Genomic DNA, 14736 nt, shown 5'->3' with positions numbered 1-14736 from the left:
TTTTTATGCCGTTACTTTTAGTTTACCTGTTACCACTTCGCTGATCAAAGCAGTGCGATATTCGGTTAATAATTCAATGAGTTTTTGGGTATTTTCAATTTTTGAATTGATTCGTGCTGATTCTATTTCAATGTATTCGACTATTAATTGTTGTTCTTCAATTCCGTATTCAAAAAAGGGAGTTCCGTAGAAATCACTGTGATTTAAGTCAGGAATTGTTGTGGTACCTGCAACCAAAAGCAAATACTCTTTTACTTTAGAGCACTTTAAATAATTGAACAAAAACTCTTTTATAACTAGCTGTCTATTATAATCGATTAGAAAGAAGTTGTTGTGAAGGACTCCTTCAACATTTGTAATAGGTTCCCCAGTAGCACCTGTACGTGCCATTAAAATATCATCACGATGACAAATTACGTTTTCAGGAGGATTACTAATATACTCTTTTGGATTATCTGGGTTATTAATTGATCGTATTGTAATGTATTCTAAAGACCCTTCAAGACTTATCGAGTGTCTCTTTTCAATTGGAATTTGTAACCCCTGTCTTACTTTGCATACATTTTTCATTCTACTCACCTCCCAATGCTCAGGAATTTCACCTAACCACTCAATGCCACTGTCTTTCATGGTAGCATTAGGGTTAATGCCTTTAGTTACTGCCTGGTTGATGATGGTTTTCTTTTCTTCTTCGTAGAGCTCGAGGAGTTTCTTTTTGTCGGCAATCAGTTCATCTATCTCTTTTGTTTTCTCATCAAGGTAGTTGGCGATGGTGGTTTGTTCATCGATTGGAGGTAGTAAAACCTTCGAGTTCTTCAGAATAGCTTGAGTTATGCTAAAAACTTTAATACCGGAAACTTCACTCCTTATTTGATTCCTAAATTCCAAAGAATCGAAGAAGTAGGCTATGTAACGATAATTATGCTCTTCATTTTGCCTCGCTATAACTGTATGATAGCCCGCAAAAGTTGGGGTATCACTATTCAAACATGTGAAATTGCCTGAGCCCTCAATATCTTCTGAGGTGTCCGCAAAAACAAAATCTCCTCGGCTAAGTAAAGAACTTGGTGAAGTTTCAAGATAATTTTCTTTTACACATCTCAAATGGTGAACTTCCGGACTAACCTCAAAACCAAACTTTGAGTGAATTTCCCCATAGTTCACACATGGAATCCCCTCATCAGTCAAGTCTTGTTTAGTAATTGCAAGCCCTCTGCCTAATGAAAATAAATAGGAAAACTTTTGGGTACTCCAATGCTCAGGAATCGTGCCAATCCAATCAATACCCGAGTTTTTATATGTATCGTATGGTGGCATTATTTTGTCCAAATTTGAATAGCAGCTTTTGAAAGATCATTTGCACGGGATTCTATTTCAGATTCGTTCCAGTCTGCAATTTCCAAGTAATCGGTAGTTTGTTTTAGGGTGGAAAAATTCTTCAAAGCTTCCTTTTTATTCTCCCAATTCGAATCACGCATAGAGCTGTTTAATTTTCCTTTTACCAGAGTCAGGTTTCCCATGGTTTTTAGTTTGTAGTCACGGTGTCCATCATCCGCTCCTTCTGCAAGGTTTGTCCAATGGTTACGCCACTTTTTAGGTATGATGTGTTCAACACTAAACCCGTTGAAGTTGAGCTTTGGGTTGTCAGTATATTCGTGGTTTAACTGATAAAGAGCAATGCAATACAATATCTCTCTACTGTATTTGTTAATTAGGGATGTATTATGAAATGCCTGTTTGAACTCTTCATCATCAGGGAAACGATTACTGTTATCCAAAAATTTCAACAGCTCTGTTTTTATAACAGTACTGTTTATCTCTTCTTTTTTCTTTATGTCGCCAAGTAAAGAAAGGAAGAGATTATTATAGTTTTTAGTAGTGAGTTTGCAAATGGTTCTTCTAGTCAGGTATGATTCTAATACACTAAGTATTTTAACTCTTTCGCTATGATCAGTTACTTTTTTGTAGATGTATAAAATCAAAGGGAAAATGGTAGTGATTTCAAATTCACGAATGATATGGAAGAACCTTTTTTCATGCTCTACAAAGCTAATTTCAGATAGGTTTTCTCCATCAGGTAGCTCTTGGTATACCAAAGCAAAGGACTTTAACTCTTTGGCAAAATCAATTAATTCTGGTGAGGACATGTCTTTCAAATGGTTTTTAAACTCTTTGAAAAGAGATTCCATTTTAACCCCTGATTCCTTTAAGATTACGAGATAACTATAGAGGAAAAGCTCTACTGTCGTTCTTCTGATTCTTCCAGAGTTTCTATCTCTATTCCAGAAGTCTATAGCATCTTCATCAGTCTCAAAAACCGAATGCCAGTAGTCATCATATAGGTCAATAACATCATTTTTAGAGTAGAGGTAGTTTTTAAGTAATTCGGCAATCGTAAGTTTTACTCCAAGAGAATTGATGGTGTCGAATATTTGCTGAACATCATCTTCTTTGGATAAAGCCATATGTATAACAGGAAGTTTTTCAAGGATAATAGAGATATAGGATCGTATATCTTGGCTGTCGGCACTTGATTCTATTTTTTTTCTAAAAAATACATAACCACCGTTTATGCGATTTACTGCATCCAGTTTCTTTTCAAGGCCTGAACCATTCAGTTCTGAAAATTCATTCCAGAGTTCTTCATTTCCATTCTGACTCAGCACAATGTTTTGAAAGTATTCTTTGTCAATCTTACTGTGAGAGATTCGAATATTTTCCTGTCCATAGGAATCTGTAAAAACTAAGAAGTTTTTAATCCAAGTTTGTAAGCTCGTGTCCTCTGTTGCATCTTGGAAAGCCCTTAATAAAAGGCAAATTGTCGTTAATCGTTGTTGCCCATCAACCAGATCATATTCAAGAGCCCCAACTCGCTCGGAGTCTTTTTGTTTTATAATAATCGTTCCAATGAAATGTTCACTGCTTGTGTTTCCGTTTTTGAATTCCTGATATTCTTCTAAAATGTTCTCCCACAATTCCCCCCAGTTTTCCGTTTTCCAAACATAAGGACGTTGAAAAAAAGGTATGAAAAATTGATTGGTTCCCATAAGGAAGGATTGGAGTTTTTCTTTGTTTGCACTCAGCATGGCTGGATTTTTTTAGTTCAAAATTGTTTTTTCTGCGTCCATGGTTTTCTTTTCCAGGGCCAAAATATCTGCTTTAATATCGGCCAAGGCCCTTAAAGGTTTGAATTCATAGAAGTACTTGGTGAAGTTGATTTCGTATCCGATTTTCGTTTTATCCTTATCAATCCATGCTTCAGGGAGATGTGGTTTTACTTCAGCCTCGAAGTAGCTTTCTATGGTTTGAGGAACCAACTTTCCATCAGCCTCCTTTTTTAGAAAAGGAATGTTTTCGTAATCCCGCAGAGAAGAGTCTGCCTTTGGTGCTCCTTTTGAGGTGAGCACGATTTTCCCATTCTCTTTAAGTGGTTGCTCTACGGTCACCCGCCAATAACCAAAATGCTTGTTAGGGTATATTTTAGAGAATTCATTTTCTTCGAAGTTTCCATAGAGTTGCGTGATAAAGCCAACCCCTTTGGTGGTGCCGTTTTCAGCAATTTCTTTTCGTTTGTTTCCTAAACTCCTGTCTTTACGTTTCCAGAAGCGGTTAAACTCAATTTTTCCTTCTTTCAACAATTCTTCATCCTTAACTCCTGTAGCGTTGATCAACTGAATTTTCCCTTTTCGTTCTTCGCTTTTCTTGTTGGTGACAATCCAGATATAGGTATTAATTCCTGTGTTGTAGAAAAGTTGGTCGGGCAGTGCTATCACGGCTTCCAGCCAATCTTTTTCGATAATCCATTTACGAATATTACTCTCACCACTTTCAGCAGCTCCTGTAAACAAAGGAGAGCCATTAAAGACAACCGCGATACGGGAGCCTGTCGGTTTCATTTTGGAAATCATGTGTTGCAAAAACAGCAAAGAGCCATCATTGATACGAGGCAAGCCTGCTCCAAAACGCCCTCTCATTTGTTTGTTGTCGGCTTCAGCTTTAATGATTTTCTGAGCCTTTTTCCAATCTACCCCAAAAGGAGGGTTGGAAAGCATATAATCGAATTTCTCTTCCTCTAATCCGTCTATCGTAAAGGTATTTCCAAACTTGATATTACTGGGGTTTTGTCCTTTGATCAACATATCGGATTTGCAGATAGCATAAGACTCAGGGTTGATCTCTTGTCCAAATACTTTCAGCTGAGCCGCAGGATTTAATTTTTTCACATATTCCTCCCCGACAGAAAGCATTCCTCCTGTGCCACATGCCGGATCATAAAGTGTCCTTACGATTCCTTCCTTAGTGAGAATGTCCCGGTCTTCAATAAAGAGCACATTGACCATCAATCGAATCACCTCTCTGGGCGTAAAGTGCTCCCCGGCAGTTTCATTGGATTGTTCTGCAAACCGTCTGATCAGTTCCTCGAATAGATAGCCCATTTCTAAGGAGTCTAGATCTTTATTCTCCTGATCTGGTGTCAGATCGATTTCTTCAAAGGCTTTAACTACTCGAAACAGGATGTCGGCTTTTGGATCATCCATGCGGTCTATATGATCATCAAAATTGAAGTATTCAATAATTTCCCGCGCACTCGTAGAAAAACCATTGATATAGTTTCTCAGGTTTATCGCTACATTGTCTGAGTCGGCAATGAGTTTTTTAAAGTTGAACTGACTTTTGTTGTGAAAATTGAAGCCTGCTATTTTGTTCAGGGCAATGTCTTGTGCACTTTCTTTGAGTTTCTCTACCTTCCTGGCATAGTCCAGCACCTTGTCTTTGGTGGGTTCCAGCACACAGTCCAACCTTCTTAAAACCGTCATCGGTAGAATGACTTTACCATAATCAGATTGTCTATAGTCTCCCCTCAAAAGATCGGCAACACGCCAGATGAGATCAGCCTTTTCTTTAAAATTCTTCATTTAATTTTTTATTTATTTCATCCAAGAGTACTTCAAAGTCTTTTGAAGAGCCGTGGATCATATTGTTCTGCATTTCTCTATAATCTGATTTGAAATTTTTCATCTGTCCTTTTGGAGGGGTGATGTTGAGTGTTTTCAAACTCAAGGTTTCATAATCGGTTGTTTTTACAGGAGTCAATACTTTTCGGTGTTCGATGATACTTTTGAAAAGCTCATTGTCTTGTAAAGCATCTAAGCCGTATTCCGAATCCAGTATCTGTCCGATATCATAAAAATGACGAGACATTCGCAAATGTCGAATTTTATCGGCTGGTTTTTCGAATTCTTCGTGAAGTAGGATCAGCTTTTCTAATAATGTTTTTTGAGGACTAGTAGCTTGAACTCCAAACTTAGACTCTGTAAAATCCATTTCCAGATATTGCTGATCGATAAGAGAATTGATTTTAACCTCCTGAAAAGGTTCGCGTAGCGATCTTGCACTCACTTCGATCAACACTCTTGTGGGTAAGTAGGAAACTTTTTCGAAAACAGATTTATAATTCACCTGAATTGTTTCAGGATCTTGATCCGAAATCTTTTCGTTTTCTACGAGGATGTCATACAAGCCTTCATCAACCCCATAATTGTTAAGTTCATTTGTGAGAATAGCGGTTAACTTTTCTGAAACAAACGTGTGGCAAGCCCTTCTGAGCTTTCTAATTTCCCCTTTGGTTAGTTCGCCATGAAAGCCCAGGTATGAACGATCTATTCCCAGGTCAATGTCTTCGGAAAATCGATCAATGAGATTGAAAGCTTTACTCAATGAAGTTCCGCCTTTGAAGATAAACTGTGTAGCCAATTCGGAATTGAAAACCATACGAAGCATGAGCGTCACCCAGGCATCTTTTTCAATAGCTTGGGGTGGAAGGTTCATACGAACCCCCACCTGTGCAAACAACTCAACTTGTTCTTCTTTCGATAAGGTTAGCCAGTTGTTCATTTCGTCATAATTAGTTTCCGGATCCAAACAGGGGCATTTCGTAAGTTTTTGTAGATCAATTCTTGTTCTTGACTATTGCGAATGACCTTTTCAATCTTTTCAATTTGCTCGTCTGTTACATTTTTTTCTCCAATGGCTTTGAGTGCCTGGATTATTAAATTGCTCAGTTGATGGTCGATACTGAGGTTTTTTGGGTTCGTTTTTTTGAATTGTATGGTTTGGTTTCCTACTTCAATTTGTCTGGCAGATCCGTCTGTTAAATAAACAGCTTTTAAAGGGATCTGAGTGGAAAGTCCTAATTTGTTGAGAGCGGTTATTCCCGTTGGGATAATTCGGGCTTTATCACGCATGGCAATGGCTTCAGCTATTTGTTCGGCATGCGGAAAGATGGTGCCAAGCCTTTCGTGTTTTTTTGGCAAGAAATAAATGCCTTTGGCTATGCGGCCAATTTCGTCCTCGGTTGCCAATCGCTGTAGTGACTTTCTTACTGCTTCATAAGAACCCAACTCCGTAAAGTCAGAGATGAAGAAGATATCTCCTTTATTAAACTTCTTTTTTATGGTCTCCAAATCCAACATTGTCCCAAAAATGGTTAAAAATTGGGACAAATCAATATCTTCCCTAGGATATTTTGTCCCGAAAACAGACCAGTATTGGGACTAAAATTGAGTGATGATGTTTCAGATAAACGGTGTGTGGGGAGATTTTAGCTCTTTTGGTTTTCAAGGTGGGAATTGAGCATTGGCAAAAACCAAATGTGCTAAAATGTGCGGAGGGTTTTCGGCACTCCATAGCATACAACGCCCAACTAAAATGAGTATGCGCCCCGGTTGCTATCAGCAATGAAGCATTCCATTTGCATTGTTCTTTCAGATGGCTTAGTTCGCATATTCATTTTAGTGTTTGTTAGACACATTTTTTAGTTCTAGTGAATCTAATAGCAATTCTAGTTTTCCAAAAGCTGTATTTTCATATGAGCCATCGGTCTTGAAGTTATCAAGTTCAGAGTTTGTTAATTTCTCTATTTGCCAATTTATAGGGTTGGTTAATGTCAACTTTCGTGCGTTTTCGTCACAAAACCCCGTTGCTTTTAGACTCCTAGCAGGCAAAACGTAATTGCTCATTAATTTGGAATAATCGAAATTAATCTTTTCCTCTAGTATTGCCGTTTTTGTCGACATGAATTTAACTCCATCATATCTGGATAATTCTTCAGAAACAACCCATTCAAGAAGTAATTGGGGAAAAATGTATTCGGGTTTGAAAACAGATGTTGGGTAAGATGTTCTAATAGAACAACAGAAAATAATTGGCCAAATTATAAGATAATCCGAAATCAGATATTCAAATTGTTTTACCACATCCTCATATTCACCATCTTCATATTTACTTAACTTCTCAAAGTGATATTGTAATGAGTCGCAGATTCGAGATGGTGTCGCTGTCAAATCAATCAGATGATGACCAGTGAGATCAAATTTTGAAATAAAGCAGTCTTCAATATTGGGCCTTTGCAATTCCTCCCAACAGGCATAAACACTACTGCCAAAATATAAGCACGGAAATCCTGTTAAACTATACCTATTATTACCGATTAGATGTCTTTTTTCAAAAGGAATATGAAAAAGGTCATTTCTGTTGAACCTGTTGTTAAACCCTTTATCATCTACTCTAACTCGATACACAAAGTCTGATTGAGACTTATTTGTCCAATGATGTGTTAGTTGGTTAAAGGTCATGAAAGGCATAGAGGTTAGATGCATGATCTTATCGGACATTAACTGATAAGCCATAGACCTTTTCCCTTCAAGTGCTAATTCGAATACTTTTGGAAACAGTTTGTAATAATCAATTGCGTGCTTTATTTGTCGTCCAATAGAATCATTCTTCTTATATGATTTTAAATGTGATTCTACGTTGTTGAGTACTGATTTAATGTGATCTAAAAAATTTACTCCATCCCATTCTGAGATTGTTAAAAAGATGTCATCCTGGAAAAAGTTGAGATAAGGTTTATACTCTCTCTGTAGATGTTCAATGTCTTTTTTAGTATAGTAAGGACTTGGTGGCATATATTGTGTCTAACGACTGTATAAACGCCATTAATGGCATTTATTTCTTTTATAACCTTCAATAAACGTAAAAGAGACGACTTTTTAACACAAAAACGAAGTGTAATTTATACCTGACAACAAACAGTTACAAACATTTAATATCGATTACGCTGCTTGATACTATAAATTATCAAAAAAGGAAACAATACCCAACCTTGGGTATTTTCAAATAACATTTACAACCTCATTTAAAATATAGAAAGGAATTTTCAGACGCCCAATATATCATAATTCATTTAATTGAGACACACGCTCATAAAAATCACGGCCAAAACCACCCCAACCACCCCCTCCCCAAATGTAATATTTCCGTATTAAATGACGATTTTTCAACTAAAATTACCCTTGCGGTGGGGGCTCTTACAGAATTCGAAGGGTCATTTTGCCTGGGGGCATTCATACGAGACAAATGCAGGTTGGGTAACTGACCAGAAAGCATCATAATATAGCAATGAGACATACAAGGGTGACTTAGTTGATACAATGAGCTGTTTTGATGGGAAAGAACCCTCTATTATTGCATAAACTAAAATATCAACGTCATGAAACTTAGAAGTGTATTTATTGTATTGGCTCTAATATTCTCAGGATTAGCTTTTTCCTCATGTTCTGATGAGTCGGAAAGTATAGTCCCTGCCCCGGTGAGTGCTGATGAAGCTGCTGCAACTGTAGGGACCGGCGGAGAGGATGATGACCCAATGAAATAAACAATAATAGTCGTAAATCACACCATGTAAGGTATCGGCTCTATTGAGTTTGTATAGAAAGTTAATAAGCGGTCTATTTGAGTAATTGTTAATTTAACCATAACCAGACCTAATGAAGATTGTCCGCGTGGCCTTGATGGCTATAGTGTTCTTTACAGCCTGCAATACTGAAACAGCCGAACCTTCTGCTACCCAACTTCCTGATGATCCAGAACAATTAAAAGCCCTACTGGAAGGAGCTCAAAGCGCCCAAGTGAAATTAGAGGCCTATTCTGCATTGCACAATATCCACAGAAAGACCGATCCTGAACTTGCTTTCTTTTACCTGGAGAAACAATGGCTTCTTGCAAAAGATGTGAGCAATTACTTGGAAGCCGGGAAGGCCTGCTACAACATGGGACTCATTAAAAAGAATGAGGGAGATTTTGTGAAAGCCGTTGAATTTTACCTGGAAGCAATTAACAATTTTGAAGAAGTTGGTGACCTGACCAAAATGGGTTCTGCATTAAATAATTTAGGTGTTATTTTCATGGAAACTGGCAATTTTGAATACGCCATCAAATTTTATAACAACACTAAAAATATCTATGAGGCCAACCAGGATGTCAGAAGACAAATACTAGCCAATTATAACCTCGGCATTTGCTACTTTTCACAAAAAGAGGCCGACTATGCTACGGCTGAAAAATACCTGAAAGACGCCGAACGTTTGGCTGAAGGATTGGCGGAGCGAAAAGCGTACTACCTCAACAAGATCTATAACTACCTCGGGGCGCTGTATTACAAAAAAGGTGACTATACCAAGGCTAAAGAGGCCTACTTAGAGTCTGTTAACTTCACGGAACCTGCCGAAGAAAGTGATCAGTTTCAGTACATCGCTTACGCCAATGTAAGTGAAGCTGAAATGGGTGCAGGTAACTATGAAGCCGCCCATCAATGGATGGAGAAAGCATTAAACATTGCTCAGGGCGCAAACCTGAAGGCCGAATTGATGATCAGCGGATACAACATTCAGGGCCAGCTTTATCAGCATCAGGGAAAATACAAGGAATCTATAGAAGCACTGGAAGCTGCTATAGCCCTGGCGGACGACAACATCATCAATGAACCTTTGCAGGAGACTTTGAGGATCATTCGCCTTTCCTACAAAGGACTAAATAAACTGGGCAAGGCTGTAAGTGCCGACCGATACGACCATATACTGGAGCTGGACGGCAAACAGGACAGACTGGAAAAAGACCTGGTGGAAAACACGAATTTCCAGGCGCTTCAGGCGGCCTTGGGTCTATCGATAGAGCTGGATAACCAAAGAAAGGAAAACAGAGCTGAGGTGGAAGAGAAAGCTGTCTTTATCATTATCACCATCCTGTTGGCGTTGATCGTGGGCATTATCGCTTACAGGCTGCGCACTAAGGCCATGGCACTCACCCACGCCGGCAATAAACTGAGCCTGGTGCAGGAAATTTTAAAGGATTGATCTATAAAGAAAATTACAAGTTAAGCACGTCCTGAGCGGTTTTGAGTTTGCCTTTCAGCTTTTCATACTCATGGCTTATTTGCGATAGGCGCTCCAGCATATCTTCAGAAATTGCTTTCAACCTGAGGTAGGCTTCATCCATCTCACCGGTATCATACTGCTCCTGCGTTGAGTCAATCTGATGCTGTAAGGTACTGATGGGCGGCAGTGTAATGCTGTTGCGATCGGCTTTCTCAGGTTTTTCGTACAGATCATCTATCTGCACTTCAAGGACACCTGCCAATATCTGTAATATTTGCATACTGGGTACGGTCTTGCCGTTTTCCCACGAAGAGATGGTACCCTGCCTGAACTTCTTGCCAGTCACCCTTTGGATCTCCGCCAGTACATCGAACTGCGTCAGCCCGCGTTTCTTTCTATAGTATGCGAATTTATTGTTTGGAATGCCCAATTTACCTGATTTAACAGTTGTTTGCCCCTGGCCCGACGATAACCCATCGTTATGCCCCTTGGTCTTCTAAATATAACAAAACTAATGAATCCGTGTGAACTACTGGTTCAAAAATGGATAGTCTGTATCACTGGGTGCCGTATTTTTTGATTGAGGAGCACATACGTTTTTTTATGTATTTTAACATTTCCAAGAATTTATTACATGAACCACTGGTTCACACTCCCGCTATATATCCTTGAGAAGAATGCTATTCACTGATTTTTAGCTGAAAATTCAATTAAACTCACTTACAACGAATTAATATCAAGTAAAGCGTATTTTTGTGATATAATTATTTGTGTAATTTGTTATTCAGTCGCTCAAAGCATTTCAAATTTTGGCATTAAAGGATACTGTAGAAAAACTGTTTTACATGGATGAACTGATAAGGTCCGAATCGACAGGAACAGCCAAGGAGCTGGCCTATAAGCTGTCCATATCCCGCAGGCATGTCTATAATTATCTAAAAACGCTCAACAGCATTGGCAGGGCCACACGCTTTGATACTACTAAGAATAGCTATGTCTATAAAGAACCCCGTTAGGGTTTAGGTTGATAGCCGCCCGGGGAGGTGCAAGTGCCTCTCCGCGGCGGCTTCAAAAACTTGCTGATTATGAAAAAGAACACCCCATGGGAAGACTCCCAAATCAGGTATGCACTGCTGCTCGAAGGCGTAAACGACCTCATCAGAAACACCACCCGGCTGGCAGAAACCTACGAAACCACCAACATGGATTTCGCCCAGCTGATCTACGAAAACGGATTATATGAACTGATGAAAAAAGCAGACCAGCTAAAAACTTACGAGCGCAGCTTTGAACTGATGTACTACAGCATGAAGGGTCAGGTAGAGCAGCTGAAGCACCTGCGCGAAGTACTGCAGTTGTTCCTCATCAAGGACCCGATAAATATCCCCATTAACTAGCGACTGGTTTTGATCAGAGTATATGATTTTACCCATAAGCTGAAGGGCAACTACTTCGTCAATACCGATGGCATCATCGTTATGGTAGACCTGGAGCACCACACCATCAAAGTGTCAGGCTTCCGGCTGAAGCTCTACTTCATACTTTGCCGCAGCCAAATGAAGGAGCTCCCACCCGACCAGCCGCTTTACAACCATGTGATCAGACATTACAGGCAATTGCTCCATAAAATTCCAATAATCTGATTGTTAATACCGGAAAAATTAAGCCTTTTAAATTCTCTTTGATTTGCTAGCTTTAAGATTCTTAGGGGAGAGATAACAATGGATGCCTATACATACGGTAGTTCCCCCACCACATTAGCAACATGGCAAAGAAATATCAACGAGCAGAAGACTTAAGCAATAAACTGAACAAATTCCTTAGTGGCTTAACTGGGGAAAACAAAGACTATTACTCTCAAATAATGCCTGATGAGATCATACAGTTGAAGGCAGCACTTGCGAACATCAACAACATTTTAACTCTCAAAACCACGATAGCTTTTGCCTCCTGGCTGTCGCACGCAATATGCTTAACCCCGGATGAGTATAAACTTCTAATTAACCAAGTTGAAGAAACGAAACCCAACACAAACGGGTATGATATTGAACTACCTGACAAACAAATTATTGCCGAAATTAAAAGTATTGTTCCCATCAATAATGGCAACTACTACGGAGCAGCTCAACGGAATTCTATTCTAGACGATGCCAGGAAGCTTGTAAGCGGAAAAAAGAGAGTTTGTGATACAAAATCCTACTTTAAGTTCATCGGAATTCTTGACTTAGGCGAACAAACAGATCAAGCCATTACCAAACTAATGAAACCGGCAAAGAACATTCGAACAGAAGAGAGGTTTAGAATTGAACGGCATCAAATGGTCGAAAGACTGGAAATAGCACCTGATCAATTCGCATTGACAGATTTATCGACCGAAAGAATCTACCTGAAGAAAGTGAAAATAGAGTAGCGATACACAATCCCTATCACTGTCGCATTCAACCCTACAAACTGCCGCTTCCGCACCACATCAAACACTCAAGCATTTTCCTTCTTTGTATTGTTAACAAATGATGGTAAAAATATGAAAACAGCAGTTCAAACCGATGATCAGCAAAACAAGCCTACCGACAGCAGGTATGCTCCTGTTAATGGAATAGACGTCTATTACGAAATATATGGTGAAGGTATGCCTCTTGTTTTACTCCATGGTGCTTATATGACCATCGAAATGAATTGGAGTAAGCTAATCCCTGAACTATCAAAAACAAGGAAAGTAATTGCCATTGAATCGCAGGGACATGGGCATACTCCGTTTTCGGAAAGAACCTTATCACGTGCGACTTTAGCAAGTGACGTGGAAAAAGTTGGATCATCTTAAAATTACCAGTGCAGATATAGTGGGGTATAGTTTTGGCGGTTCCCTGGCCTACCAGTTTGCTATACAACATCCTGAACGGCTACGAAAATTAGTCATCATTTCCTCCACTTATAAAAGCAGTGGCTGGTTGCCCGAAGTAAATAATGCGTTCAAAAAAAGAAAGCCTGAACAGTTCACGGGTTCCCCTTTGCACACTGCATACGAAGCAGTAGCACCAGACAAAACAAAATGGACAGCATTCCTAAAGCAGATGTTTGCCTTAGGCGCAGAGCCATACAACATGGGTGAGGCTAATATTGCAAAAATCGCATCTCCTGTATTACTGATTGCGGCGATAATGACGGACTGGATAAAGTGGAGTTGATTAAAACTTATCAACTGCTGGGTGGTGGTATAGTTGGTGATTTTGGCGTGATGCCTAAATCGCAACTGGCCATTGTTCCTTCGCAAGGACATTGGAGTCTGATCATGCAGACAGATACGATTTTCAACTATCTGGACAATTTCTTAAAGTAAACGTGCTCCTATTGATCATGCAGCCAACATTTTATCCAGCGGCTATATCACAACAAATGCCGTTTAGAAAAAGCCCTTCCTGAGCCTGATTTCAAATACTTTTCATACTGGTAGGCCTTGTGTTTATCATTAAACGCGGTATAAACGACCACAACTACCGGCAAGCGGCTTTTAGTATAATGCACCTCCCCGTTCATATGTCTTTTCAAGCGATTTTCCACGCTATTGGTGCACCCAACATAGTGTGTACCATCATTACATTTCAGGATATAAACGTACCACATGATAAATCAAATTTTTAAATACATAAAATATTCAGATGCCGAGTAAGAAAATCCCGGATGATTTATATGGGGTACAAAAAGTAGAATTACAAATAAAGGAAATTCTGCGTCAGGTTTATCAACCTAAAATGATACGGAGTGATTTTTTAAAAATCCTCATGACTTCCTGTCCAAACTACAAGGAAACTCAAAAGAGGGCTACAAACAAATGTCCGCCTTCGCCCTATCGGACTATTGTGGACGATGATGGACGATGGTGGAGCTTCTCCGCCGTAGCCCGCCCAAAGCTACAGGGAACTAACAAAAGAAGTATGTGCAAACAAAAATGCCCGCCTTCGTCCTGTCGGACTATGGCGGGCGATGGTGGAGCCGGAGGGATTCGAACCCTCGTCCAGTGAAGGCAACTATCGTGTCTTCTACATGCTTAGTTGTCTTTGGATTTTCGAGCAAAGCGAGGTAGACAACCACCGAACTTTACCTTAGTTGCGATTAAGTTTCGCACCAACATCACAACCCTGTCAGCGCTAGTTAAGTCTGTTCGACACTCCAAATCTAACCGGACATAACCACGGTCAGCAGAGTGTGGCCCGGGAATCGCGTCTGGCGATTCAACCGTTTAAGCCTGCTATTTTAACAATTGTTAAAATTAGGCAGCCATGGCGTAATTAGATTCGCCAATTGTGTTGTGGAACTATCTTTCAAGGCTCTCATCCCATGAGCCTGCATGCTTACCCACGTAATCACACATCCTGTCAAAACCGGTCGGCCCCGGCTTTCAAATAAGAATACAAATATAAGGGTAAATAAGTTCGCTATACAAATGCAAATCCTATAATAAAAAAAGAGGCTGTCTCAAAAGTCTCTCAAAAGAAAGGCTGGCGAAAATTCTATCGCCAGCCTT

At 39.5% G+C, this 14736-nt stretch carries 17 protein-coding genes and 1 other RNA gene; 9 read left to right on the top strand and 9 right to left on the bottom strand.

What is annotated here, in order from left to right; genetic code table 11:
• Nucleotides 1-3: 3 nt before the first annotated feature.
• The 6 genes from JMN32_RS03765 to JMN32_RS03740 form a co-directional block, all read right to left on the bottom strand.
• On the bottom strand, nucleotides 4-1317 hold the full coding sequence (locus JMN32_RS03765) for a restriction endonuclease subunit S (RefSeq protein ID WP_202854954.1): 1314 nt from the start codon (nucleotides 1315-1317) through the stop codon (nucleotides 4-6).
• Nucleotides 1317-3086 (bottom strand): DUF262 domain-containing protein, encoded by a 1770-nt coding sequence (locus JMN32_RS03760; RefSeq protein ID WP_202854953.1) that lies wholly within the window; start codon nucleotides 3084-3086, stop codon nucleotides 1317-1319. Before JMN32_RS03760 ends, JMN32_RS03765 begins: the two co-directional genes overlap by 1 nt.
• Before the next feature lie 12 nt (nucleotides 3087-3098).
• Nucleotides 3099-4916, bottom strand: a complete 1818-nt coding sequence (locus JMN32_RS03755) for a type I restriction-modification system subunit M (protein ID WP_202854952.1) — start codon at nucleotides 4914-4916, stop codon at nucleotides 3099-3101.
• Nucleotides 4903-5895, bottom strand: a complete 993-nt coding sequence (locus tag JMN32_RS03750) for a nucleotidyl transferase AbiEii/AbiGii toxin family protein (RefSeq protein ID WP_202854951.1) — start codon at nucleotides 5893-5895, stop codon at nucleotides 4903-4905. The genes JMN32_RS03755 and JMN32_RS03750 overlap by 14 nt, the downstream gene beginning before the upstream one ends.
• Nucleotides 5892-6473: a DUF6088 family protein gene (locus tag JMN32_RS03745; RefSeq protein ID WP_202854950.1), complete on the bottom strand. Its 582-nt coding sequence runs from the start codon at nucleotides 6471-6473 to the stop codon at nucleotides 5892-5894. The genes JMN32_RS03750 and JMN32_RS03745 overlap by 4 nt, the downstream gene beginning before the upstream one ends.
• Nucleotides 6474-6791: 318 nt before the next feature.
• Complete coding sequence (locus tag JMN32_RS03740; protein ID WP_202854949.1) at nucleotides 6792-7967, bottom strand: hypothetical protein; 1176 nt, start codon at nucleotides 7965-7967, stop codon at nucleotides 6792-6794.
• Between the two features lie 584 nt (nucleotides 7968-8551).
• Here JMN32_RS03740 and JMN32_RS03735 point away from each other — a divergent pair.
• Entirely contained in the window at nucleotides 8552-8716 is a 165-nt protein-coding gene (locus JMN32_RS03735) for a hypothetical protein (RefSeq protein ID WP_202854948.1), read from the top strand.
• Between the two features lie 112 nt (nucleotides 8717-8828).
• The gene (locus tag JMN32_RS03730; protein ID WP_202854947.1) at nucleotides 8829-10193 is read left to right on the top strand and encodes a tetratricopeptide repeat protein; all 1365 of its coding nucleotides are present in this window, start codon (nucleotides 8829-8831) and stop codon (nucleotides 10191-10193) included.
• A gap of 13 nt (nucleotides 10194-10206) precedes the next feature.
• Here JMN32_RS03730 and JMN32_RS03725 read toward each other — a convergent pair whose 3' ends face one another.
• The gene (locus JMN32_RS03725) at nucleotides 10207-10644 is read right to left on the bottom strand and encodes a helix-turn-helix transcriptional regulator (RefSeq protein WP_202854946.1); all 438 of its coding nucleotides are present in this window, start codon (nucleotides 10642-10644) and stop codon (nucleotides 10207-10209) included.
• A 415-nt stretch (nucleotides 10645-11059) separates the two neighbouring features.
• Here JMN32_RS03725 and JMN32_RS03720 point away from each other — a divergent pair, with 415 nt between their 5' ends.
• The 7 genes from JMN32_RS03720 (at nucleotide 11060) to JMN32_RS03690 (ending at nucleotide 13551) form a co-directional block, all read left to right on the top strand.
• The gene (locus tag JMN32_RS03720; RefSeq protein ID WP_202854945.1) at nucleotides 11060-11230 is read left to right on the top strand and encodes an HTH domain-containing protein; all 171 of its coding nucleotides are present in this window, start codon (nucleotides 11060-11062) and stop codon (nucleotides 11228-11230) included.
• A 69-nt stretch (nucleotides 11231-11299) separates the two neighbouring features.
• Nucleotides 11300-11611 carry a hypothetical protein gene (locus JMN32_RS03715; RefSeq protein ID WP_202854944.1) on the top strand — a complete coding sequence of 104 codons (312 nt, stop codon included), beginning with the start codon at nucleotides 11300-11302 and terminating at the stop codon, nucleotides 11609-11611.
• Between the two features lie 9 nt (nucleotides 11612-11620).
• Nucleotides 11621-11857: a hypothetical protein gene (locus JMN32_RS03710; protein ID WP_202854943.1), complete on the top strand. Its 237-nt coding sequence runs from the start codon at nucleotides 11621-11623 to the stop codon at nucleotides 11855-11857.
• 122 nt (nucleotides 11858-11979) lie between these two features.
• Complete coding sequence (locus JMN32_RS03705) at nucleotides 11980-12624, top strand: hypothetical protein (RefSeq protein ID WP_202854942.1); 645 nt, start codon at nucleotides 11980-11982, stop codon at nucleotides 12622-12624.
• A gap of 114 nt (nucleotides 12625-12738) precedes the next feature.
• Nucleotides 12739-13035 (top strand): alpha/beta fold hydrolase, encoded by a 297-nt coding sequence (locus JMN32_RS03700; protein ID WP_202854941.1) that lies wholly within the window; start codon nucleotides 12739-12741, stop codon nucleotides 13033-13035.
• Entirely contained in the window at nucleotides 13022-13399 is a 378-nt protein-coding gene (locus JMN32_RS03695) for an alpha/beta fold hydrolase (protein WP_202854940.1), read from the top strand. The genes JMN32_RS03700 and JMN32_RS03695 overlap by 14 nt, the downstream gene beginning before the upstream one ends.
• Nucleotides 13390-13551, top strand: a complete 162-nt coding sequence (locus JMN32_RS03690) for a hypothetical protein (RefSeq protein ID WP_202854939.1) — start codon at nucleotides 13390-13392, stop codon at nucleotides 13549-13551. Before JMN32_RS03695 ends, JMN32_RS03690 begins: the two co-directional genes overlap by 10 nt.
• 47 nt (nucleotides 13552-13598) lie before the next feature.
• Here the strand turns inward: JMN32_RS03690 and JMN32_RS27695 are convergent, their stop codons facing one another.
• Nucleotides 13599-13835 carry a GIY-YIG nuclease family protein gene (locus JMN32_RS27695; protein ID WP_202854938.1) on the bottom strand — a complete coding sequence of 79 codons (237 nt, stop codon included), beginning with the start codon at nucleotides 13833-13835 and terminating at the stop codon, nucleotides 13599-13601.
• Between the two features lie 361 nt (nucleotides 13836-14196).
• Nucleotides 14197-14605: a transfer-messenger RNA gene (ssrA, locus tag JMN32_RS03680) on the bottom strand.
• Nucleotides 14606-14736 lie beyond the last annotated feature (131 nt).

The organism is Fulvivirga marina, from assembly GCF_016775155.1.
Classification (GTDB): Bacteria; Bacteroidota; Bacteroidia; order Cytophagales; family Cyclobacteriaceae; genus Fulvivirga; species Fulvivirga marina.
This window is presented reverse-complemented; position numbering and strand designations above follow the sequence as displayed.